We start from the raw sequence: 23144 nt of genomic DNA, 5'->3' as shown, positions 1-23144 counted from the left end.
CGCCACGGAAGCACTACGCTAACGGACGCCCGGGGGAGCACTCAGTGTCCCCTTGTACGCTGCCCCGAGCCAGCCACATTCCCTGCGCGGCCACGCAGCGCATCGACAGGAGAGACCCTCGTGCCGAAGTCACGTATCCGCAAGAAGGCCGACTACACGCCGCCGCCGGCGAAGCAGGCGACCGCCATCAAGCTGACCAGCCGTGGCTGGGTGGCACCCGTGATGCTGGCCATGTTCGTCATCGGACTGGCCTGGATCGTTGTGTTCTATGTGACCGACGGTTCGCTGCCCATCGACGCGCTGGGCAACTGGAACATCGTGGTCGGCTTCGGCTTCATCGCCGCCGGATTCGGCGTCTCCACGCAGTGGAAGTAACGGCCGCTTCCCGGTGAACTCAGCTCTGCCCAGGGCTATCCGCTGAGTTATCCACAGCGGTTTTCCACATGGGGAAAAGAAAGACGATCTGTGGATAACCCGCCGGGTGTTGACGCCGGTGTGACGGAAGTACCGGCAATCGAAAACGCGTTCGCCCCCTGTCTGACCTGCGGAAACGCTGGTCGGTGACAGGGGGCACAGCTGTTCCCGCACTGTATGCACAAGATCCGGCACATGCTGTGGACAACAGCGTCGCTCACCTGTGGATACGCACAGCTCAGGTGAGCTGGGCGGTCCGCAGCAGGGTGAGCCCGACGACCACCGCCAGCACCAGGGCGCAGGTGCCGTACTGGACCAGGGCCCGCCGCTCGCGCGGGGCGTGGACCATGCCGTAGCCGATGATCACGCCTGCCACCAGGCCGCCGATGTGGGCCTGCCAGGAGATGTTGAAGCCGGGGCTGAAGGTGAAGATCAGGTTGATCGCCAGCAGGGCGATGATGGGCCGCATGTCGTAGTTGAGGCGGCGCATCAGGACGGCGGTGGCGCCGAAGAGGCCGAAGATGGCCCCGGAGGCGCCGAGGGTGGCCGTGGTGGGGGAGGCCAGGAGGTAGGCGAGGGTGCTGCCTGCCAGGCCTGAGACCAGGTAGAGGGCCAGGTAGCGGGCTCGGCCGAGGGCGGCTTCGAGAGGGCCGCCGAGCCACCAAAGGCTGAGCATGTTGAAGGCGATGTGCCAGATCTCCTCGTGCGTGAACATCGAGGTGACCAGGCGGTACCACTCACCGCCGGCGACGCCCTGGGTGGGGGTGAAGGGCTCGGGGGGCCAGGCGCCGCGGAGGACGAGGTCGTTCAGCAGCGACTGGCTGGCCTGTACGGCGATGAACACCGCGAGGTTGATGCCGATGAGGATCTTGGTGATCAGGTGCGGGTCGGCGGTGAGGGTGCCGCCCGCGATCGTGCGGGGACGGGCCGCGGTGGGCGAGTGTCCGGTGCCGGAGCCGGTGCGGACGCAGTCGGGGCACTGGAAGCCGACGGAGGCGCTCACCATGCACTCGGGGCAGATGGGGCGCTCGCAGCGCGTGCAGCGGACGCCGGTCTCGCGGTCCGGGTGCCGGTAGCAGCCGGGCAGGCCCTGGGCCTGGTGCGCGCTGTCTGGCGCCTGGTCCATGAGATCCCCTAAGTCGTCGTCCCGGCATGCACCCGCCCCGCCCATTTTTACGGATGAGCGGGGCGATTGGTTCCCTTCTGGTTCCCTTCGGACATGCCAGGACCTGTTCAGCGGGTCTCGACCACGACGGTCTCGAGGACGACGTCGCTCACCGGGCGGGTGGTGCGCGGGTTGATCTGGGTGGTGGCGATGGCGTCCACGACCTTCTGGCTGGCCGCGTCGGTGACCTCGCCGAAGATGGTGTGCTTGCGGTTGAGGTGCACGGCCGGGGCGACGGTGATGAAGAACTGCGAGCCGTTGGTGCCCGGGCCCGCGTTGGCCATGGCCAGCAGGTACGGCCGGTCGAAGCGCAGGTCGGGGTGGAACTCGTCCCCGAACTGGTAGCCGGGGCCGCCGATGCCGTTGCCCAGCGGGTCGCCGCCCTGGATCATGAAGCCGCTGATCACCCGGTGGAAGATCGTGCCGTCGTAGAGGGGGTCGGTCGACCGCTCGCCGGTGGCGGGGTTGGTCCACTCACGCTCGCCCTTGGCGAGTTCGACGAAGTTCCGCACCGTCTTGGGCGCGTGGTTCGGCAGCAGCCGCACTTCGATGTCGCCGTGGTTGGTCTTGAGGGTGGCGTAGAGCTGCTCGGCCACGATGTGCCTTCCTTGGTCTTCTGGTGAGTCTTCGATCCTTGCAGAAATCCGGTCGAGTGGCCCCGGGCCGGGGGCGCGGATCGGCGATCCGTGGCATTGTCGACGACAAGCTCCTGTTGCCCTGTATTCATCTCTGTGACCTGGATGCCGCTGCGTGACCCGGATGCGGCCGTGTGACCCGGATGCCCGCCCTCACATGCTCCCGGGCTCATTGACAGGCATGATCCCTAAAAGGGTGGAAAGTCGAAATACGTAACGCCACCGAGGAGGAGGAACCGTGACCCGCAAAGACAGCGTGCGCGCCGCAGCCGGCTCGGCGAAGGACAGCGTGCGGCACGCCGCGGAAGTGGTGGCGCCCTACGCCGGCACAGCCAAGGACTCGGCCACGCACTATGCACACGAGGCACGCGTACGGCTCGCGCCGAAGGTGTCCCAGGCCGCTGAGCAGGCCCGTGTGCAGTACGACGCCCACGTCGTGCCGCGCCTGGAGCAGGCCCGCACCCATGTGCCGCCGAAGGTCGACCATGCCGCTCATGAGGCCGCTCTGCGCACCCGTATCGCTGCCCGGCAGGCGGCCGACTATTCGCGGCCGAGGCTGGAGCATGCGGTGGCGGTGGCCGGGCCCATGAAGGACGAGGCTGCGGCGCGCAGTGTGGCCGCGTTGGCCGCGTTGCGCGGTCAGGTCTCGCCGGAGGAGATCCAGAAGCTGGCCCGCAAGCACGATCGCCGGGCACGGGCCGGCCGGCTGGCGAAGGCGCTGCTGGTCGCGGGTGCGCTGGCGGGCGCTGCTTTCGCCGCCTGGAAGTGGTGGGACAAGCAGGCCAACCCGGACTGGCTGGTCGAGCCCCCGGCCGCGACCGATGTCCCTGAATCGGGCCACCTCACCTCGGTGGACGGCAGTGCCCCCTCGGTCCTCGACCCGGAGGTCGAGGCGAAGGAGGCCGAGGAGGCCGCGAATCGCGAGGAACGCCCGTGAGCTGACGGCGTTCTGAGCACAGCGCCCCGTGGGGCGGGAGACCTGTCGGGGGTTTCCCGCCCCGCGGGGCTGTTTCACGTGAAACCCGGCGCCAGATGTCGGCCACCGCGCACAAAAACGCCCCTGACCTCGCGTTACCGCAGGTCAGGGGCGTTACTTGTGGAGCCTAGGGGAGTCGAACCCCTGACATCTGCCATGCAAAGACAGCGCTCTACCAACTGAGCTAAGGCCCCGGGATGGGTGACGGCCAGCCGGAAGAACCACGCATCCGGTGGGCGCCGCGAACCAGAGTACCGGGTCGCCCGGGGTATCTCGCAAAAAGATTGGGGGTCCCGATGGCCGACCACTCTCCGTAAGATGCTCCGCGTGGTTCGCGACAGCGAACCGCGGTTCTGGGGAAGCGATGGGGAGACGCAATGGACGCCGCACAGCAGGAAGCGACCGCGAGAGCGCGGGAACTGCAGCGGAACTGGTACGGGGAGCCGCTGGGGGCGCTCTTCCGTAAGCTTATAGACGATCTTGGTCTGAACCAGGCTCGTCTGGCGGGGGTACTGGGACTGTCCGCACCGATGCTGTCGCAGCTGATGAGCGGTCAGCGGGCGAAGATCGGCAATCCGGCCGTGGTGCAGCGGGTGCAGCTGCTGCAGGACCTGGCGGGGCAGGTCGCGGACGGCAGTGTGAGTGCGGCCGAGGCCACCGAGCGCATGGACGAGATCAAGAAGTCGCAGGGGGGCTCGGTGCTCAGCAACACCGCACAGTCGACGAACAGTTCGGGGGCGCCCACGGTCAAGCGGGTGGTCCGCGAGATCCAGTCGCTGCTGCGCTCGGTCGCCGCCGCCGGCGACATCATCGATGCCGCCGACACTCTCGCCCCGACGCACCCGGAGCTCGCGGAGTTCCTGCGGGTGTACGGCGCGGGCCGCACCTCCGACGCGGTCGCGCACTACCAGTCCCACCAGAGCTGACCCCGCGTCCCGGTCGCCGGAGGGGGTTCGGCGGAGGGGGAGGCGGAGGTAAGACGCGAGGGGGTTCGCGTCTTACGGCGGGAGGGGTCCCGCCTCAGGGCTGAAGGGAATCGCAGCGCGCGGTATCTCACGGCGTGAGGGGGAGTCGTATCGCTCGTCGAGGGGGAAGCAAGGGGGGTAAGCGGAGGGGGAGGAGCGACGCACAGCCATGGGTGAGGTCTTCGCCGGGCGGTACGAACTGGTCGACCCGATCGGACGCGGAGGGGTGGGCGCCGTATGGCGCGCCTGGGATCACCGCCGCCGCCGGTATGTGGCCGCCAAGGTGCTCCAGCAGAGCGACGCGCACTCCTTGCTGCGTTTCGTGCGCGAGCAGGCTCTCCGGATCGACCACCCCCATGTGCTCGCCCCCGCCAGTTGGGCCGCCGACGACGACAAGGTCCTGTTCACCATGGACCTGGTCGCCGGCGGTTCGCTGGTCCATCTGGTCGGCGACTACGGCCCCCTGCCGCCGCCCTTCGTCTGCACCCTGCTCGACCAACTCCTGTCGGGGCTCGCCGCGGTGCATGCGGAGGACGTCGTGCACCGCGACATCAAGCCTGCCAATGTGCTGCTGGAAGCCACCGGCACGGGTCGGCCGCGGCTGCGTCTTTCCGACTTCGGCATCGCGATGCGGCTGGGCGAACCACGGCTGACCGAGACCAACCTCGTGGTGGGAACGCCTGGTTACCTCGCGCCCGAGCAACTGCTGGGCGCGGAACCGGACTTCCCTGCGGACCTGTTCGCCGTAGGTCTGGTGGCGCTGTATCTGCTGGAGGGCGCCAAGCCGGATGCCAAGGCGCTCATCGAGTATTTCGCGGCGCATGGCACGCCGGGGGCGCCCAAGGGGATTCCCGAGCCGCTGTGGCAGGTCGTGGCGACGCTGCTGCAGCCGGATCCCGAGTCGCGGTTCCGCACGGCGACCGGGGCCCGCAAGGCGCTCGCCTCGGCGGCCGAGCTCCTGCCGCAGCCGAGCCCTGACGATGATGTCATCGAGATCTTCGACCAAGTCGGGCCGCTGCCGGAGGGGTTCGGGCCCCATGGGCCGCTCAAGCAGGCGCCGGGAGTGGAACCCGCCACCCCGCCGAAACCCATGCCCAGCATGTCGGACACCGGCAGCTTCCCCCTGCCGCCACCTCAGGCACCACCCCAGCATCAGCTCCAGGAACAGGAGCAATCCCCGTACGGCCCCACCCATGTCCTGTCCAGCCCCCGTTCGTACGTCCCGCAGTACCCCACGCAGCCCCCCACCCCGGTTCCGCACCGGAGTTCCGAAACTGCCTCTACTGCTTCGTACACCGCTCAGGTCCCGGAGGTTCCCACTCCGACGACAGGCCACCGCACCGCCCGCCGCCGAGCCGCCCGTATGGCCGCCCGCCGCCCCGGACCGCCCGCGAAGGTCGCGATCCCCCTGCTGCTGTTCGCCCTGGCCTGCTACGCCACGGGATTCTGGGCCCTGGCCCGTATCTGAACGCGGACGCCAGGACGCCCTCCACCGGACGCTCGGACGCTCGGACGCCAGGACCCGAGGGCGCCCCCGGCCCGACGCCAGGACGCTAGGACGCCCTCCGCCGCCCCAGGCCCGTCCACACCCCGAGCACGGCCAGAATCACCGTCCCACCCCCGATGCCGCTCACCGCGACCACCGTCATCAAGGCGTCGTCGTCCCCCGCGCCCCCGCCCCCGGAAGGCACCACACCGGGCTCCCCCACCCCCACAGGCGACGCGAACACATCCTGCGGCCGGAACCGCCCCTCATAAACCGGACCGCCCCCCTTCGAGCCGTCGACCCGCACCCGCAGCGTCAAAACGAACGGCCCGTCCCCGAACCGCTCAGCCACCTGCGCGCCCAGGTGCACGACCAGGTAGTAGGACCCCCCGAACCGCATCCCCTTGACCTGGTCGGTGCTCCCGTACCGGTTCTCGTACGCCACCGGCGGCAACGGATCGAGCGAGGCGGACCGCTGGCTGCCGTTGTAGTTGAGACTGACGTCGTCCAGAGGCGCACGCACAGGGTTGTGGACGGACAGCTCCAGCGCCCCCACGACCACCCGGGAGCCCTCTCCCGAACTCGCCAGCTCGGCCGACGCGTGCGGCCGCTCCCCCCAGCCGACCGGCACCTTGTAGAAGACGGTCTGGCCGGGTGAGATATCCGAGCGCCAGACGCCCTGCCCCACGGAGACGGCCGAGGCGAACCCCGCGCCACCGGACCGCCGTACCGCCTCGCCCGTCTGCGGCGTGGGAGAGGCTGAGTCCCAGGCCTCGGGGGCACTACTGGGTGCGGCCTCCGCCAGCGGGGGCTCCGAGAACGTGGCGAGTTCCAGGTCCCAGTCGACATCGTCGGCGGTCGTCGTGCCCACCCGCTCGACGACCACGTAGTACGTGCCCGCCTCCCCGCACCGCGTACGCGTCGCGGACCGCTCCCGCATCGCCACGGCAGTGATCGGACGTGCGCTGCTGCCGCCGCCGAAGTTCTCCGTCTCGGAGTTGCAGGAGCGGCTGTCGGCATCCTGCACCGACACCCGGATCCCGTCGGAGGCGGAGACGACGGCGTCCGCCGGGGGGACCGCGGTGGCGGAGACGTACGCGCTGGAGGTGGCGTCGAGCTCGAGGCGGTAGTAGACGTCTTCGCTCACCGGGAGGGAGCTCCGGTACGTCCGACCGGATTCAAGCCGTACGGCGTCCGCGGTGCTCCCGACGCCCGGGACGGTGGTGGCGTCCGGCGAGAAGGCATAAGGCGTCGGCGTCCCCGCCGCAACCGCGGACCCGCCGGCCCCGGCTCCGGTTCCGCACAGCACCGCCCCCACCACGGCCACGCGGCACACCGCACGCCACCATGCCGTACGCCGCCCCATCACGCGCCACCCCTTCTCGTCACCGAACCAGCCGCCGGACCGCGGAACGTGCCCCATCCTGCCCACCCCGGCCGCACGGCACCCCCACAATCGGCAACACAAAACCCCGACCGCAATACGGTCGGGGTCTGTTCTCAGATCAGGTTGTCGATACTCACGAACCCGTGGGCACGGAGTCAGTCGCCTCCGTCCACAGATCCTGCTCGGCGCGATCCGCCTGGATCTGGCGGTACACGAGGAGCCCGCCGATGGCGGCCAGTGCGACCAGGAGAAGCTTCTTCACCGCGCGACCTCGTCTTTCGTTGACGTAGGGGACCTCTGGCGCCCGACTATACACACCGACCGATATCGATCGGTGACCCTGTGCGGACCCCCCAACTGCCCACAGGTGGACCGCAGTAGGACCGGAACTCGGCGCTCCGATCTGAGGGTGATCACACCCCTACAGACGGTGACTTTGGGCGCTCTTCTCCGCTTTTCCACCTCCTTGCACCCATCCGAGTGGTGTTCATCTGAACATCGACGCGCCACGGGCGTAGGTCCACCACTTCGCGGCCCCCATACACATCATGAGGAAAGTACGCAAATCGCCCAACCCGAAAGTGAGGGGCCATGGCCCGGAACAAGGTCATGAAGCTGTGGACCGCCATCGTCACCGCCTTCCTCGCGCTGTGCACGGCGCTCGGACTCGTCACCACGACCGCCGCCGCGGCCGTACCCCGGACCGAGACGACCCGCAACAGCGACAGCACCGCGCAGATCACGGTGCCGGCGATGTCCCACTGGGCCTGGTCCTACGCCAGGTCACTGCCCCCCACGATGAAGCAGCGCATCCGCGCCGAGGCGCACGGCAAGACACCGAGCTGCCGCCACCGCCCGCCCGCGGACACGGAAGAGGAAGCGGCCGCCGCTGACTGCGACTCCGAGGTACCCCCGGCCGAGGACACGCACATCCCGCTCCAACGCTGACAGGACCCGTACCGCCCCATATCCCCCTGCCCATCCCGGCGAACTTGCGTACAGCTCCGCCCTCAACCCGGGCCCGGCCACTCGATCGAGTGGCCGGGCCTCGTCGTAGCCTGGACCCATGCCTCGCACGCCCGCGGTCCGCGACAGCCGGCGCCACCAGTGGGAGAAGAACCGGGTGCGCCGCCCGCGATCCGAGCGGGCCGGCAGGGGAGCCACCGAGCACGACACCGGGCTCGAATGCTCCGATCTGGTCTTCCACGCCGAGTACGACAACACCGACGCCAGCGAGGAACTCGCGGAAGTATTCGGCGTCCCCGTAGGCACCCCGCTCCTCAAGCGCTCCTACCGCACGCGCCGCGCCGCCGAGAGCGCCCCTTTCAGCCTGATCACGTCCTATCTCCGGCGCGACCTGATCGCGGCGAACCCCGACCTCCTCGACCCGGCGGGCGAACCCTGGCCCGGCGGCACGCAGCACCAACTGCACACCGTGGGCATCGAGGTGGACCGCGTCGAGGAACGCGTCACGGCCCGTCCGCCCACGCCCGCCGAGGCGCGGGAACTGGAACTGCCCGCCGGCGCCCCGGTGCTGGTCCTGTGCAAGACGTCGTACGACATCCATGACCGTGTCGTGGAGGTCTCCCTTGTCACGCTGCCCGGCGACCGCACCGAGCTGTTGTTCACCACTCACCTGGAAAGGTGGTGAGTGCCGCAGTGCGCCGGCGCGTCATCATCGTCACCGCTGTCCACGGCCCGTCGGCCCGCTTTCTGCCGGAGGCCTACGCGTCGCTGTGCGCGCAGGAGCTGCCCGAGGGCTGGGAGTGGCACTGGGTCGTGCAGGAGGACGGGAGGAGTGAGGCCGTCGCGCCGTACGTCCCCGACGACGCCCGCGTCGCCTTCCGGCAGGGCAGGTCCGGCGGGCCCGGGGTCGCCCGTACCATCGCGCTCGCGCACGCGGACGGGCCGTATGTGAAGGTGCTGGACGCCGACGACCGGCTGACGCCGGGGGCGCTCGCCCGTGATCTGGCGGTGCTGGAGGCCAATCCCGGCATCGGATGGGTGACCTCGCGGGTGCTGGATCTGCTGCCCGACGGTTCCACCGCCGGTTTTCCCGGCGACCCCGAGGAGGGACCGATCGAGCGGGGCGCGGTGCTCGACTTCTGGCGGGCCAATGACTTCCGCGCCCAGGTCCACCCGGCCTCGCTCTGCGTCCGCCGGGATCTGCTGCTCGCCCTCGGCGGCTGGATGGCGCTGCCCGCGTCCGAGGACACCGGGCTGCTGCTCGCCCTGAACGCGGTCAGCCGCGGCTGGTTCTCGGCCGAGGTCGGGCTGCTGTACCGGAAGTGGGAGGGGCAGGCCACGGGCCAGGCCTCGCACATCGATCCGGCGGAGCGGGCGGCGCGGATGGCGGTGGCGGAGGCACGCGCGCGTGCGCTCGCCGCCACCCGATGGACCTACGACTCGCCGATCACGATCGCCTGAGACGGGCAGAGCTCCGCCGCCTCCCGCACCTCCGGCTCGCCCCCACTGTCCTCACGCCCCGCCCTGACGGCCCCGAACCCGTCCGCCACCGTGAAGACGGACGGCACCCGGTAGACGCACTCGCCGGAGCCGTAACACCGCTCGGGGTCCACGGAGACCTTCGTCATCTGCACTCCCGTCTCTCACCGGGTGACTGCCCCTGGCGCGGGGCCGTCAATCAGCGGTCGAAGGGCAGATCGAGCATCCGGATGGCGTTCCCGCGCATCAGCTTGTACGTCACCTCGTCCGACAGCCCCGCCACATGCTCGGCCGCGACCTCCTTGGTGTGCGGCCAGGTCGAGTCGACGTGCGGATAATCCGTCTCGAAGGTGGCGTTGTCCACCCCCACGGTGTCGATCGCCTCGATGCCGTGCCGGTCGCGGAAGAAGCAGCAGAAGATCTGCCGGTAGTAGTACGTCGAGGGCGGCTCCGGAATCAGGTCCTTCACCCCGCCCCAGGCCCGGTGTTCCTCCCAGACGTCGTCGGCGCGTTCCAGGGCATACGGGATCCAGCCCATCTGCCCCTCGCTGTAGGCGAGCTTGAGCCGTGGGAACTTCACCAGGACCCCGGAGAAGAGGAAGTCCATCATCGACGCCATGGCGTTGTTGAAGCTCAGCGAGGCCTGGACGGCGGGCGGCGCGTCGGGGGAGGCCGCCGGCATCTGGGAGGAGGACCCGATGTGCATGTTCACGACGGTCCCGGTCTCCTCGCAGGCCGCGAAGAAGGGGTCCCAGTAGCCGGAGTGGATGGAGGGCAGGCCCAGATAGGTGGGGATCTCGCTGAAGGTCACCGCCCGTACCCCGCGGGCGGCGTTGCGATGGATCTCCGCGACCGCGAGGTCGATGTCCCACAGCGGGATCAGACAGAGCGGGATGAGGCGGCCGCCACTGTCGCCGCACCACTCCTCGACCATCCAGTCGTTGTAGGCGCGTACGCAGGCGAGCCCCACCTCCTTGTCCTTGGCCTCCGCGAAGGTCTGGCCGCAGAAGCGCGGGAAGGTGGGAAAGCAGAGCGAGGCCTCGACATGGTTCATGTCCATGTCCTCCAGGCGGGCCTTGGGGTCCCAGCAGCCCCGCCGCATCTGCTCACGGGTGATCCCGTCCAGCGTCATCTCGTCCCGGGAGAACCCGACCGCCGCGATGATCCGCTTGTACGGGAAGAACTCGCCCTCGTACTCCCACCAGTCGGTGATCTGGCCGTCCGGATCGGTGGTGAACCGGTACTTCCCGCCCACGTATTCGAGCTCGCCGATCCCGGCGGTGAATGGTTTGGGCCCTTTGTCCCGGTACTTGGCCGGAAGCCAGGTCTCGAAGAGATGCGCGGGCTCGATCACATGATCGTCCACGCTGATGACCTTGGGCAGTTCCCTGGTGCCGTTCACGACCTCGACCACGCCGGCTACCTCCCGCCTCGCATCTGACGGTTCGTCAGAAATGACGGTACGGCCCCGGGGTGAAAGCGGCAAGCGTCAGGCGCCGTGCGAGGGGGAACGAATGCCGCGTCGTTCGGCACCGGTCCCTCCCCTCGCGGGGACCGGTGCCAAACGACGCGCTGGAGTCGGTCCACGCCGGAGCGGGGACCGAAGGCTCGGAAGGTCTGCGGGCTCGCGGATGACGGGGATCGTTCTCCGTCACTGCGGCAAAGGCGGCGGACGCCGGCAGCCTCTCCGGACGACGCGCGGTTGACTGGCTACGCGGTGTGATCCTGCCAGTTGGGGCCCTTCCGGAGGAGGCTGCGGTTTTCCGTACAGGGCTTTAGCGCAGGTCAGCCGTATAGAGTGAGTTTTCCGGTCCGGACGTCCAGGTGCGGGGAAAGTAAGGGGTGGAGGCCTTGAGTTCCGACTCAGGGGCACGCACAGCCTTCGCGGAACGCCTTGCGCTCCTGTACCGGGAGGCCGGCAACCCGCCGCTCAAGCGGGTCTCCGAAGCGGTCGTCCAGCTCCAGCGGATGGACGAACGGGGCCGTCCGGTACGGGTGTCCGCACAGCGCATCAGCGACTGGCGACGCGCGAAGAACGTCCCGGCACAGTTCGCCGCCCTGGCCGCCGTACTCCATGTCCTGATCCCGCAGGCGCGGCGCGCTCGTCCCGCGCCGGTGTCCCCCGGTCTGTACGACCTGCCGCAGTGGCAGTTGCTGTGGGAGCGGGCGGTGGCCGACCCGGTCGCCTCCGAGGAGGCCGAGGAGCCGCCCCCCGCGGTGAGCGTCTGCCCGTACCGGGGGCTTGCCTCCTACCGTCAGCAGGACGCCCGTTGGTTCTTCGGCCGGGAACGCAGCACCGCCGCGCTCGTCGACCAGCTCCGGGCGGCCGAGCGGACCGGCGGGCTGCTGATGCTGGTCGGCGCCTCAGGTGCCGGAAAGTCGTCACTGCTCAACGCCGGTCTGGTGACGGCCGTACAGAACGGCGCCCTGGGTGAGGCGCGGGACGTGCTTCAGCTCGTCCCGGGAGCCGATCCGCTGGCGGAGCTGAGCGGCCGTATCCCCGAGTTGGCCGGAGCGGCACCCGGTGTTTCACGTGAAACATCCACCCCTGCGCCAGAACACGAACCCGGCAGCCCGGAGTTCGCGGCCGCCGTACGCGAGGCCATCACAGCCTTCTCCGACCGCCGCCCGGTGCTCATCGTCGACCAGTTCGAGGAGGCGTTCACCCTCTGCGCCGACGAGCGGGATCGGCACACCTTCATCCAGATATTGCACGCCGCCTCCTCGCCCGCCGCCGACGGCGGCCCGGCCCCCGCACTCGTCGTCCTCGGCATACGCGCCGACTTCTACGAACAGTGTCTCGGCTATCCCGAACTCGCCGACGCCCTCCAGCACCGGCACATGGTGCTCGGCCCGCTGACCGGCACCGAGCTGCGCGAGGCGGTGACAGGCCCGGCCAAGGCGGTCGGCCTCGAACTCGAACCCGGGCTCGCCGAACTGATCATCCGTGAGGTCAGCGCCGACGGCCCGCGCGGCGCCCATGACGCCGGCGTGCTGCCGCTCCTCTCGCACGCCCTCCTCGCCACCTGGCAGCGCCGCAAGTCCGGCCGGCTGACCCTGGCCGGCTATCGCGCCGCCGGCGGAATCCAGGGCGCGGTCGCGGCGACCGCCGAGCGGGCCTGGTCAGGGCTCGACCCGGCGGCCCGTACGGCGGCACGGCTGCTGCTGCTCCGGCTGGTGCGGCTCGGCGAGGACACCCAGGCCACCCGAAGGCGCGGGACCCGGCGGCAACTGGCGGCGGAGTCGACGGACCCCGGCAAGACGGAGGAGTCCCTCGAAGCGCTGGTCCAGGCCCGACTGGTGACCCTCGACGCGGAGACCGTGGAGATCACCCACGAGGCGCTGCTGCACGCCTGGCCGAGGCTGCGCGAGTGGATCGACGAGGACCGCGGCGGCAACCTGCTGCGCCAGCGCCTTGAGGAGGACGGCCGCTCCTGGGAGGACTCCCACCGCGACTCCTCCCTGCTCTACCGGGGCTCCCGGCTGGAACAGGCCCACAGCTGGGCGAAGTCGGCGGGCGACACCTTCCTGACCCGCAGCGCGGTGGAGTTCCTGGCGGCTTCGGTACGGCTGCGCAGGCGCACCCTGTGGATCAGCCGGGGCGCGGTGTCGGCGCTGGTGGTGCTGGCGCTGGTGGCCGTCGGTTCGGCGGTGGTGGCCTGGCAGCAGCGCAACGACGCCGTGTTCGAGCAGGTGGTCGCCGAGGCGGACCGCGTCCAGTACACGGATCCGTCACTGTCGGCCCAGCTCGACCTGGTGGCGCACCGGCTGCGCCCGGACGACGAGGGCACCAACAACCGGCTGGTCTCCATCGTGAACGCCCCGCTGGCCACTCCGCTCCTCGGCCACACCGGCGCCGTCTACCTCACCTCCTTCAGCCCCGACGGCAAGCTCCTGGCGACCGCCAGCTACGACCGCACGGTCCGGCTCTGGGACGTGAGCGCCCCGGGCCGCCCGAAGCCGCTCGGCAAACCCCTGTCCGGCCATACGAGCTGGGTGAGCAGCGCGGTCTTCAGCCCCGACGGCCGCACCCTCGCGAGCGCGGCGGACGACGGCACGATCCGGCTGTGGGACGTACGGGATCCCAGCCGGCCCAAGCCGCTGCGCACCCCCCTGACCGGCCACAAGGGGACGATCTACCTGATCGCGTTCAGCCCGGACGGCCGCACCCTGGCCTCCGCGAGCGAGGACCGCACGGTCCGGCTGTGGGACGTCTCGGGGCCGGACCGCCCGAAGACCGTCAGCACCCTGACGGGCGCCAAGGCCGCCGTGCGCTCGGTGGCGTTCAGCCCGGACGGCGAGACCCTGGCCGCGGGCGGCGACGACGACACGATCCAGCTGTGGAACGTCGCCGACCCGCGCCGCCCCACGTCGTACGACACCCGGCTGACCGGTCACACGGACCTGGTGCACTCCGTCGCCTTCAGCCCCGACGGCAGCACCCTGGCCAGCGGCGGCGCCGACGACACCGTCCGCCTGTGGGACGTGGCGGACCCCGGCCGCGCCACCTCGCTCGGTTCGCCCCTGACCGGCCATACCGGACCGATCTGGTCGGTGGCCTTCAGCCCCGACGGCTCCACGCTCGGCGCGGCCAGCGCGGACAGCACCGCGAGCCTGTGGAACGTCAGCGACCCGGCCTATCCCTCCCAGGTCGGCGAGCCGCTGGCGGGCAGCAGCGGCGAGATGTACGCGCTGGGCTTCAGCCCGGACGGGAAGACCCTGGCGACCGGAAGCGGCGACAGCAAGGTGCGGCTGTGGTCGATCCCGACGTCCGACATGTTCGGCCGCAGCGGCGCCTTCCGCCCCGACGGACGGGTCCTCGCCACGGCCGCCCGCGACGGCAGCGTCCGGCTGTGGAACGTGCAGAACCCGGACCGCCCCGCGGGCCTCAACAAGCCCTTCATGCCCGACGACGGCGGCCAGCGCTCCCTGCTGTTCTCACCCGACGGCCGCACCCTCGCGGTGCTCACGGGCAACCGCGCGGTCTACCTCTGGGACGTCTCCGACCCCACCCGCCCGGTCTCCTACGGCCCGCCCCTGACCCTGCGCACCCGCTTCATGGGCCCCGACGCGCTGGCGTTCAGCCCTGACGGCCGCACCCTCGCCACGGCCTACGACGACCGCACCCTCCAGCTGTGGAACATCTCCGACCCGCACCGCCCGACCCCGTACGGCCCCCCGCTCACCGGCCACCACGGCTACGTCAACACCCTCGCCTTCTCCACCGACGGCCGCACCCTCGCCAGCGGCAGCGCAGACGGCACGATCCGGCTGTGGAACACCACCGACCCCCGGCACGCGACCCCGCTCGGCTCCTCGCTCACCGCCCACGAGGGCCCCGTCAACGTCCTCGTCTACAGCCCCGACGGCCGCACGATCGCGAGCGGCAGCGACGACGACACGGTCCGCCTGTGGGACGTCACGGACCCGGCCGGGACCCGGCGCCCGGCCGCCACGCTGACCGGCCACACGGAGGCGGTCGTCTCCCTGACGTTCAGCCAGGACGGCCGCACCCTGGCCAGCGGTGGCAACGACAACACGGTCCGCCTGTGGAAGGTCGCCACCCCCTCCGAGGCCGCCCCCATCGGCGAGTCGATGAGCCCCAACGCCAAGACGGGCAACTTCCTGTCCTTCAGCCCCAAGAGCAACATGCTCGGCGTCTCCAGCGGCACCGACACGGTCCGCCTGTGGAACCTGGACGTCGACCGAGCCGTCCGCCGTATCTGCGCCACCACCCGAGGCGTCCTGACGGAGGAGAAGTGGCACGAATACCTCTCCCGCCTCTCCTACGACCCCCCGTGCGACCGCTGACGGGAACGTGATCCCGCTCACAACCCCCACCCGTCAGGGAACGGCCGCCTCCCGCCGTTCAACCAGCCTTGTTACTGTGGGGCACAGCCCGATCGCTGGTGCATCCCCCGTCGCCAGCGATCGGGTCTTTTCATGCGCCGCGCCGTTCGTGAATGCCAAAGACCCCCGGTCCTGCTGGACCGGGGGTCTTCATGCTGTGGGGCTAACAGGATTTGAACCTGTGGCCTCATCCTTATCAGGGATGCGCTCTAACCAACTGAGCTATAGCCCCGCCGCGCTCTGCGGTGTGTGTCCCGCGCGCTGACTCCTGAAGATTAGCGCACGACGTGCGCAGTCCCAAAATCGGTTGTCGGGGAGGCGTCAGGAGAGGTTTGAAACGGCGTTCACTCGTCCTCGGCCAGCGTCAGCTCCACGCCGCCCACGAAGCCGGCGGAGAGGTTGTAGATGAACGCGCCGAGGGTGGCGAGGGCCGTCGCGAGGACGACGTCGATGACCGCGATGATCGACGTGAACATCAGGACGTTCGGCAGCGACAGGAAGGACTGCAGGTCAAAGCCGTTCGACTCGTTCGATCCCGTCGCCTCGGAGATCGTGCCGCCGACCGTCGAGAAGACACCCATGGCGTCCATGACCATCCACAGCACCGCCGACGCGACGATGGTGCAGATACCGAGCGCGATGGAGAGCAGGAAGCTGACCTTCATCACCGACCACGGGTCCGCCTTGGCCACGCGCAGGCGGGCCTTGCGGGTGCGCGGCATCGTCCGGGCTCCCGTGCGCGGCCTGCGGACCGCGCTCGCCGCGGTGGCCGCCGCCGGGTAGGCCTGCGGCGGGTGGTAGGGCCCGGAGGAGGGCTGCGGCTGTCGCTCGCCGGGCAGCGGCGACGCCGACGGCGCGGGCTGCGCCGGCTGCTGCTGGGCCGCCGGGGCCTGGCCGCCCGCGTACTGCTGGGCCTGCGGGCCTCGGGTGTCCGTCACAGTTCCCCCCTGGGATCCATGAGAGTCGGGCGAGGGTGAGTCGGTGGTCTGCGCGGCGGAGCCACGGCCGCCGCCGTCCGTGTCCGTACCCGTAGAGGTACCGGCCGATCCGGCGCCCGTGGCTCCGCTCACGTGACTCACTCCTCGTGCTACTCGGCCGAGGGCGCCTCACCCTCGTCCGTGCCGGTGACGTCGGCGCCCTCCGCGGAGTCGGAGTCGAGGTCGCCCTCGACTTCCTCCGCCTCGCGCCCCGCCTCGGCGTTACGTGCGATGCCGACCACGGCATCGCGCTTGCCCAGATTGATCAGTTGAACGCCCATGGTGTCACGGCCCGTCTCCCTGACCTCGTTGACTCGCGTACGAATCACACCGCCGCCGAGCGTGATGGCGAGGATCTCGTCGGTCTCCTCGACCACCAGCGCGCCGACGAGCGATCCACGGTCCTCAACGATCTTGGCGGCCTTGATACCGAGGCCGCCGCGGCCCTGGACGCGGTACTCGTCGACGGGAGTCCGCTTCGCGTACCCACCGTCGGTTGCAGTGAACACGAACGTACCGGGTCGAACAACATTCATCGAGAGCAGCTGGTCCCCCTCGCGGAAACTCATGCCCTTCACACCCGAGGTGGCACGGCCCATGGGCCGCAGCGCGTCGTCCGTTGCCGTGAACCTGATCGACTGCGCCTTCTTGCTGATCAGCAGCAGATCGTCCTCGGACGAAACGAGCTCAGCTCCGATCAGTTCGTCGTCGGAACCGTCCTCCCGCTCCCGCAGGTTGATGGCGATGACGCCTCCGGAGCGCGGCGAATCGTAATCCTTCAGAGAGGTCTTCTTCACCAGACCGCCCTTCGTGGCGAGCACCAGGTACGGCGCCGCCTCGTAGTCACGGATGGCGAGGATCTCGGCGATCGCCTCGTCCGGCTGGAAGGCGAGCAGGTTCGCCACGTGCTGGCCGCGCGCGTCCCGGCCGGCGTCGGGGAGCTCGTAGGCCTTCGCGCGGTAGACGCGACCCTTGTTGGTGAAGAACAGCAGCCAGTGGTGGGTCGTGGACACGAAGAAGTGGTCGACGATGTCGTCTTCCTTGAGCTTCGTGCCGCGTACGCCCTTGCCGCCGCGCTTCTGCGCCCGGTAGTCGACGGTCTTGGTCCGCTTGACGTAACCGCCGCGCGTGACCGTGACGACGATGTCCTCCTCGGCGATCAGGTCCTCGATGGACATGTCACCGTCGTAGGGCACCAGCATGGTCTTGCGGTCGTCGCCGTACTTCTCGACGATCGCGGCGAGTTCCGCGCTGACGATGCCGCGCTGGCGGACCGGCGAGGCCAGGATCTCGGTGTACTCGGCGATCTTCGCCTGGAGTTCGTCGTGCTCCTGGATGATCTTCTGGCGCTCCAGGGCGGCCAGTCGGCGCAGCTGCATCTCGAGGATGGCGTTGGCCTGGATCTCGTCGATCTCCAGGAGCTCCATCAGGCCCGTGCGCGCGATGTCGACGGTGTCGCTGCGCCGGATCAGCGCGATGACCTCGTCGATGGCGTCCAGGGCCTTCAGCAGACCGCGCAGGATGTGCGCCCGCTCCTCGGCCTTGCGCAGCCGGAACTTCGTACGGCGGACGATGACCTCGATCTGGTGCGTCACCCAGTGGCGGATGAACGCGTCGAGCGACAGCGTGCGCGGGACGCCGTCGACCAGCGCCAGCATGTTGGCGCCGAAATTCGTCTGCAGGTCGGTGTGCTTGTAGAGGTTGTTCAGTACGACCTTGGCGACCGCGTCCCTCTTCAGCACGATGACCAGACGCTGACCGGTGCGCGAGCTGGACTCGTCCCGGACGTCCGCGATACCGCCGACCTTGCCGTCCTTCACCAGGTCGGCGATCTTCTGCGCGAGGTTGTCGGGGTTGGTCTGGTACGGCAGCTCCGTGACCACCAGGCACTGGCGGTTCTGGATCTCCTCGACCTCGACGACCGCGCGCATGGTGATCGAGCCGCGGCCCGTGCGGTACGCCTCCTCGATGCCCTTGCGGCCCACGACGAGCGCGCCGGTCGGGAAGTCCGGACCCTTGACGCGCTCGATCAGCGCGTCCAGGAGCTCCTCGTGCGAGGCCTCCGGGTTCTCCAGGTACCACTGGGCACCGGCCGCGACCTCGCGCAGGTTGTGCGGCGGAATGTTGGTCGCCATACCGACCGCGATACCGGCCGAGCCGTTGATCAGCAGGTTCGGGAAGCGGGCCGGCAGGACGGTCGGCTCCTGGGAGCGGCCGTCGTAGTTGTCCGTGAAGTCGACGGTCTCCTCGTCGATGTCACGGACCATCTCCATCGACAGCGGCGCCATCTTGCACTCGGTGTAGCGCATGGCCGCCGCCGGGTCGTTGCCCGGAGAGCCGAAGTTGCCGTTGGAGTCCACCAGCGGCATCCGCATCGACCACGACTGCGCGAGGCGCACCAAGGCGTCGTAGATCGAGGAGTCGCCGTGCGGGTGGTAGTTGCCCATGACGTCGCCGACGACACGGGCGCACTTGTAGAAGCCGCGCTCGGGGCGGTAGCCGCCGTCGTACATGGCGTACAGCACACGGCGGTGGACGGGCTTGAGGCCGTCCCGGACGTCCGGCAGCGCACGCGAGACGATGACGGACATCGCATAGTCGAGGTACGAGCGCTGCATCTCCGTTTCGAGCCCGACGGGCTCGACACGCTGGGCGATGACGCCGCCCTCTTCAGGGGTGACAGGGGTGCTTTCGTCGGCCATTGCTGGTGAAGATCCTTCCTGGTGCGGTCAGCTGAGACCGACTCAGATGTCGAGGAAGCGGACGTCCTTGGCGTTGCGCTGGATGAACTGGCGGCGGGCCTCGACGTCCTCGCCCATCAGGACCGAGAACAGGTCGTCGGCCTGGGCGGCGTCGTCGAGGGTGACCTGGCCGAGGACGCGGTGCTCCTGGTCCATCGTGGTGATGCGCAGCTCCTCGGCGTTCATCTCGCCGAGACCCTTGAAGCGCTGGATCGAGTCCTCCCGGACGCGCTTTCCGCGCTGCCGGCCCATCTCGATCAGCGCGTCGCGCTCGCGGTCCGAGTACGCGTACTCGACGTCGTCCCGGCCCCACTTGAGCTTGTACAGCGGGGGACGCGAGAGGAACACGTGCCCGGCCTCGACCAGCGGCCGCATGAAGCGGAACAGGAAGGTCAGCAGCAGGGTGTTGATGTGCTGGCCGTCGACGTCGGCGTCCGCCATCAGGATGATCTTGTGGTAGCGCAGCTTCTCGATGTCGAAGTCCTCGTGGACTCCGGTACCGAAGGCCGAGATCAGCGCCTGGATCTCCTGGTTCTGCAGGATCTTGTCGATCCGCGCCTTCTCGACGTTGAGGATCTTTCCTCGGATCGGGAGGATCGCCTGGTACTGCGGGTTGCGGCCGGACTTGGCCGAGCCGCCGGCGGAGTCACCCTCGACGATGAAGATCTCGCACTTGGTGGGGTCGTTCGACTGGCAGTCGGAGAGCTTGCCCGGCAGCGAAGCCGACTCCAGCAGGCCCTTACGACGGGTCAGATCGCGCGCCTTGCGGGCCGCCACGCGCGCGGTGGCCGCCTGGATGCCCTTGCGAATGATGTCCGCGGCCTCCACCGGGTTGCGGTCCAGCCAGTCGTTGAGGTGCTCGTAGACCGCCTTCTGGACGAAGGTCTTGGCCTCCGTGTTGCCCAGCTTGGTCTTGGTCTGGCCCTCGAACTGCGGCTCGCTCAGCTTCACCGAGATGATCGCGGTGAGACCCTCGCGGATGTCGTCGCCCGTGAGGTTGTCGTCCTTCTCGCGAAGCAGCTTCTTGTCGCGCGCGTACTTGTTGATCAGGTTCGTCAGCGCCGCACGGAAGCCCTCTTCGTGGGTACCGCCCTCATGCGTGTGGATGATGTTGGCGAAGGAGTACACGCCCTCGCTGTAGCCGCTGTTCCACTGCATGGCGATTTCGAGGGAGAGGGCCTTGTCCTTGTCCTCGGCCTCGAGGTCGATCACCGACGGGTGCACCACGTCCCCCTTGCGGGAGTTGAGGTACTTCACGAAGTCGACGATGCCGCCTTCGTAGTGGTACGTGACCGTCTTGACCTCGGCGGTCTCGTCCGCACCGGCCTCGTCCGCCCCGGAGGTGGCCTTCGCCGAATCGCGCTCATCAGTGAGTTTGATCGTCAAACCCTTGTTGAGGAACGCCATCTCCTGGAAGCGCCGCGAGAGCGTCTCGAAGGAGTAGTCCGTGGTCTCGAAGATGTCGCTGTCGGCCCAGAAGGTGACCGAGGTGCCGGTCTCCGCGGTGGCTTCGTGCTGGGCGAGCGGTGCCGTGGGGACGCCCATCTTGTAGTCCTGCGTCCAGCGGTGGCCGTCGGTGCGGACCTCGACGGCGACCTTCGACGACAGCGCGTTCACCACGGAGACGCCCACGCCGTGCAGACCACCGGAGACCGCGTAGCCGCCCCCGCCGAACTTGCCGCCCGCGTGCAGCACGGTCAGCACGACCTCAAGGGCCGGCTTGCCCTCGGAGGGGACGATGCCCACCGGGATGCCACGGCCGTTGTCGACGACACGCACGCCGCCGTCGGCGAGGATCGTCACCTCGATGGTGTCCGCGTGGCCGGCCAGTGCCTCGTCGACGGAGTTGTCGACCACCTCGTACACGAGGTGGTGCAGTCCGCGCTCGCCGGTCGAGCCGATGTACATACCGGGTCGCTTGCGGACCGCGTCCAAACCCTCGAGGACGGTGATGGCGCTTGCGTCGTACGAGGCGGTGACCTCGCCGTTCGCAGCGGCGTCGGTGGACGGGATGTTCTCGTTGGGGTTGCCGGAATCGGCCACGAAGCGCCCTTTCTGGCACAGCACAAGCCAGGCTCTGAGACCCCCTCTGGGGGAGGGTTGCCGGAGCGGCTGCGGCATGTTGCGTTGGTAAGCCTTGATCAGCGTTGCTCAGCGTGTCCCGACGGTCCCCACGGATGGGGCGGGATTAGCTTCCAGTCTACCGGTAGCGCCGACAGTGATGGGGGTTTGCCGGTACCTGAGTCCGCATGTGCCGCCCTGAACCGGCGTCTCCCGACTCCCCATATGCGGAGCGGGGCTCCAAGAGGCTCACAGAGGCACTCAGCGCTTCGGAGTGTCAACCCTTTGCTACTTGGGAGTCAGGTCGACCGCGCAAGGGGATCCGCAACCGCGTGCAGATGTACGACGCGGCCGACGCCGACCCACTGATACGTGACGTACGTCACCCGTAGGTGTCGCCGGGTCCGGTGCTCCCCGGGGCCCGCAGGGGGCCGTAGCGACGGGCGGGGCCGCCGGGGTTGAGCACCTTGATCATCCGCACGGTGCCGTGCCCCAGGTCCTCGTTGAGACGGGCGACCAGCGTGGGCGCGAGATGGCGCAGCTGAGTGGCCCAGGCCGTGGAATCGCACTGCACGACCAGCACCCGCTCGTCCTCGTCGTAGGTCTGCGGCACACAGTGGTTCGCCAGATCCGGCCCCACGATCTGCGGCCAGCGGCCCATCACGCCGCCCACCGCGGCCGGCGTCTCCCAGCCGCGCTCGGTGATCAGCCGGTTGATGGCGGCGCCCAGCGCCATCGGGTCGCGGCCGTCGGAGTGCGCGCCGGAGCGCAGACCGCCGCCGCGCCGGGCCTGCTTCTTCTGCTGCGCCGCGTCCCCCCGCGCGCGTGCCTGTTCCTTCGCCGCGCGCAACGCCACGCGCGCGAGGTCGACACCGGACGGCTCGGGGGCCTTCTTGGGTTCCTCGGCAGTCATACGCGCTCCACCGTCCCCTCGGACACCGTGTACCGCGCCCCTGTCAGTACGTGCGGCACATCGTCGTCGACCGCCGCCGTCACCAGCACCTGCTCCCCGGGCGCGACCAGCTCGGCAAGACGCTCCCGGCGACGCGTGTCCAACTCGGCGAAGACATCGTCGAGCACGAGCACCGGTTCATTGCCCTCGGCCCGCAACAGGTCGTACGAGGCAAGCCTCAGCGCCAGCGCATAGGACCAGGACTCGCCGTGCGAGGCGTACCCCTTGGCGGGCAACTGCCCCAGCTTGAGCTGCAGATCGTCCCGATGCGGTCCTACGAGGGTGACGCCCCGCTCGATCTCCTGCTTGCGGGCGTCCGCGAGCGTGGCCATCAACTGCCCGTACAGATCCTCACGCGTGTGTGCCTCACCGGGCGCGGAGGGCTTGTACTCCAGCGCCAGCGGGCCGCCGCCGGGCGCCAGTTGCTCGTACGCCTTGTCCGCCAGCGGCTGGATCGCGGCGATCAGGTCCATGCGCTGGGCGAGCAGTTCGGCGCCCGCGCGCGCGAGGTGCTGGTCCCAGACGTCGAGAGTGGACAGGTCCATCGAACGACCGCCGTGCCGTCGCGCGAGCGCGGCCGACTTCAGCAGGGTGTTGCGCTGCTTGAGAACCCGGTCGTAGTCGGAGCGCACGCCCGCCATACGCGGGGAGCGCGCGGTGATCAGCTCGTCCAGGAATCGGCGGCGCTCACCGGGGTCGCCCTTCACGAGGGCCAGATCCTCCGGCGCGAACAGCACCGTCCGCACGATGCCAAGGATGTCCCGCGGCCTGACCTGCGAGGACCTGTTGATCCGGGCGCGGTTCGACTTGCCGGGGTTCAGCTCGAGCTCGACCAGCTGCTGCCGCTCGCCCTGCTTGATCTGCGCCCGGATGATCGCCCGGTCCGCTCCCATGCGCACCAGGGGGGCATCGGAGGCGACTCGGTGGCTGCCGAGGGTGGCGAGATAGCCGACGGCCTCGACGAGATTCGTCTTGCCCTGACCATTGGGGCCCACGAAGGCGGTGACGCCCGGGTCGAGCGGAACTTCGACCCGGGCGTACGAGCGGAAGTCGGCGAGCGACAGATGCGTGACGTGCATGGTGGTGCGCC

Annotated in this window: 19 protein-coding genes and 2 tRNA genes; 8 read left to right on the top strand and 13 right to left on the bottom strand. The window is 69.4% G+C overall.

Annotated features, from left to right (window positions below):
• Window positions 1-120 precede the first annotated feature (120 nt).
• Window positions 121-375 carry a cell division protein CrgA gene (crgA, locus tag OHT76_RS22075; protein ID WP_161163405.1) on the top strand — a complete coding sequence of 85 codons (255 nt, stop codon included), beginning with the start codon at window positions 121-123 and terminating at the stop codon, window positions 373-375.
• Window positions 376-652: 277 nt separating this feature from the next.
• Here crgA and OHT76_RS22070 read toward each other — a convergent pair whose 3' ends face one another.
• Together OHT76_RS22070 and OHT76_RS22065 are read right to left on the bottom strand one after the other, a co-directional pair.
• Window positions 653-1540 carry a rhomboid family intramembrane serine protease gene (locus tag OHT76_RS22070; RefSeq protein ID WP_328872572.1) on the bottom strand — a complete coding sequence of 296 codons (888 nt, stop codon included), beginning with the start codon at window positions 1538-1540 and terminating at the stop codon, window positions 653-655.
• Window positions 1541-1647: 107 nt separating this feature from the next.
• Window positions 1648-2175, bottom strand: coding sequence for a peptidylprolyl isomerase (locus OHT76_RS22065; RefSeq protein WP_328872571.1), 528 nt, complete (start codon window positions 2173-2175; stop codon window positions 1648-1650).
• A gap of 277 nt (window positions 2176-2452) precedes the next feature.
• On the opposite strand from OHT76_RS22065, the gene OHT76_RS22060 reads away from it, so the two are divergent.
• Window positions 2453-3151: a DUF5324 family protein gene (locus OHT76_RS22060; protein ID WP_328872570.1), complete on the top strand. Its 699-nt coding sequence runs from the start codon at window positions 2453-2455 to the stop codon at window positions 3149-3151.
• A gap of 160 nt (window positions 3152-3311) precedes the next feature.
• Here OHT76_RS22060 and OHT76_RS22055 read toward each other — a convergent pair.
• Window positions 3312-3384, bottom strand: a tRNA-Ala gene (locus tag OHT76_RS22055).
• A gap of 183 nt (window positions 3385-3567) precedes the next feature.
• Between OHT76_RS22055 and OHT76_RS22050 the strand changes: the two genes are divergently transcribed.
• Window positions 3568-4116 (top strand): helix-turn-helix domain-containing protein, encoded by a 549-nt coding sequence (locus OHT76_RS22050; RefSeq protein WP_328872569.1) that lies wholly within the window; start codon window positions 3568-3570, stop codon window positions 4114-4116.
• A gap of 208 nt (window positions 4117-4324) precedes the next feature.
• The gene (locus OHT76_RS22045; RefSeq protein WP_328872568.1) at window positions 4325-5623 is read left to right on the top strand and encodes a serine/threonine-protein kinase; all 1299 of its coding nucleotides are present in this window, start codon (window positions 4325-4327) and stop codon (window positions 5621-5623) included.
• Window positions 5624-5708: 85 nt separating this feature from the next.
• Here the strand turns inward: OHT76_RS22045 and OHT76_RS22040 are convergent, their stop codons facing one another.
• Both OHT76_RS22040 and OHT76_RS22035 read right to left on the bottom strand, forming a co-directional pair.
• On the bottom strand, window positions 5709-7064 hold the full coding sequence (locus OHT76_RS22040) for a hypothetical protein (protein WP_328872567.1): 1356 nt from the start codon (window positions 7062-7064) through the stop codon (window positions 5709-5711).
• Between the two features lie 97 nt (window positions 7065-7161).
• Window positions 7162-7290, bottom strand: a complete 129-nt coding sequence (locus tag OHT76_RS22035; protein WP_003999697.1) for a DLW-39 family protein — start codon at window positions 7288-7290, stop codon at window positions 7162-7164.
• 329 nt (window positions 7291-7619) lie between these two features.
• On the opposite strand from OHT76_RS22035, the gene OHT76_RS22030 reads away from it, so the two are divergent.
• From OHT76_RS22030 to OHT76_RS22020, 3 genes are all read left to right on the top strand, one after another.
• Window positions 7620-7976: a DUF6344 domain-containing protein gene (locus OHT76_RS22030; RefSeq protein ID WP_328872566.1), complete on the top strand. Its 357-nt coding sequence runs from the start codon at window positions 7620-7622 to the stop codon at window positions 7974-7976.
• A 118-nt stretch (window positions 7977-8094) separates the two neighbouring features.
• On the top strand, window positions 8095-8679 hold the full coding sequence (locus OHT76_RS22025) for a UTRA domain-containing protein (RefSeq protein WP_328872565.1): 585 nt from the start codon (window positions 8095-8097) through the stop codon (window positions 8677-8679).
• On the top strand, window positions 8676-9455 hold the full coding sequence (locus OHT76_RS22020) for a glycosyltransferase family 2 protein (protein WP_328872564.1): 780 nt from the start codon (window positions 8676-8678) through the stop codon (window positions 9453-9455). The genes OHT76_RS22025 and OHT76_RS22020 overlap by 4 nt, the downstream gene beginning before the upstream one ends.
• Here the strand turns inward: OHT76_RS22020 and OHT76_RS22015 are convergent.
• On the bottom strand, window positions 9428-9622 hold the full coding sequence (locus OHT76_RS22015) for a ferredoxin (RefSeq protein WP_328872563.1): 195 nt from the start codon (window positions 9620-9622) through the stop codon (window positions 9428-9430). The two genes, OHT76_RS22020 and OHT76_RS22015, sit on opposite strands and share 28 nt — an antisense overlap.
• Window positions 9623-9672: 50 nt before the next feature.
• On the bottom strand, window positions 9673-10887 hold the full coding sequence (locus OHT76_RS22010) for an amidohydrolase family protein (RefSeq protein ID WP_328872562.1): 1215 nt from the start codon (window positions 10885-10887) through the stop codon (window positions 9673-9675).
• 428 nt (window positions 10888-11315) lie between these two features.
• On the opposite strand from OHT76_RS22010, the gene OHT76_RS22005 reads away from it, so the two are divergent.
• The gene (locus OHT76_RS22005; RefSeq protein WP_328872561.1) at window positions 11316-15284 is read left to right on the top strand and encodes an nSTAND1 domain-containing NTPase; all 3969 of its coding nucleotides are present in this window, start codon (window positions 11316-11318) and stop codon (window positions 15282-15284) included.
• Between the two features lie 197 nt (window positions 15285-15481).
• On the opposite strand, the gene OHT76_RS22000 is transcribed toward OHT76_RS22005, so the two are convergent.
• The 6 genes from OHT76_RS22000 to recF form a co-directional block, all read right to left on the bottom strand.
• Window positions 15482-15555 (bottom strand) — tRNA-Ile (locus tag OHT76_RS22000).
• A gap of 112 nt (window positions 15556-15667) precedes the next feature.
• Window positions 15668-16393, bottom strand: a complete 726-nt coding sequence (locus tag OHT76_RS21995; protein ID WP_328872560.1) for a DUF3566 domain-containing protein — start codon at window positions 16391-16393, stop codon at window positions 15668-15670.
• A gap of 17 nt (window positions 16394-16410) precedes the next feature.
• Window positions 16411-19002: a DNA gyrase subunit A gene (gene gyrA / locus OHT76_RS21990; protein WP_328872559.1), complete on the bottom strand. Its 2592-nt coding sequence runs from the start codon at window positions 19000-19002 to the stop codon at window positions 16411-16413.
• A gap of 42 nt (window positions 19003-19044) precedes the next feature.
• Window positions 19045-21108: a DNA topoisomerase (ATP-hydrolyzing) subunit B gene (gyrB, locus tag OHT76_RS21985; RefSeq protein ID WP_328872558.1), complete on the bottom strand. Its 2064-nt coding sequence runs from the start codon at window positions 21106-21108 to the stop codon at window positions 19045-19047.
• Between the two features lie 376 nt (window positions 21109-21484).
• Complete coding sequence (locus OHT76_RS21980) at window positions 21485-22015, bottom strand: DUF721 domain-containing protein (RefSeq protein ID WP_328872557.1); 531 nt, start codon at window positions 22013-22015, stop codon at window positions 21485-21487.
• Window positions 22012-23133, bottom strand: a complete 1122-nt coding sequence (gene recF / locus OHT76_RS21975) for a DNA replication/repair protein RecF (protein ID WP_328872556.1) — start codon at window positions 23131-23133, stop codon at window positions 22012-22014. Before recF ends, OHT76_RS21980 begins: the two co-directional genes overlap by 4 nt.
• Between the last annotated feature and the right edge of the window lie 11 nt (window positions 23134-23144).

Source organism: Streptomyces sp. NBC_00287 (assembly GCF_036173105.1).
In the GTDB taxonomy this organism is placed as follows: Bacteria; Actinomycetota; Actinomycetes; order Streptomycetales; family Streptomycetaceae; genus Streptomyces.
Note: the sequence above shows the minus strand (reverse complement) of the source record. Positions and strands in the feature narration are given on the sequence as shown.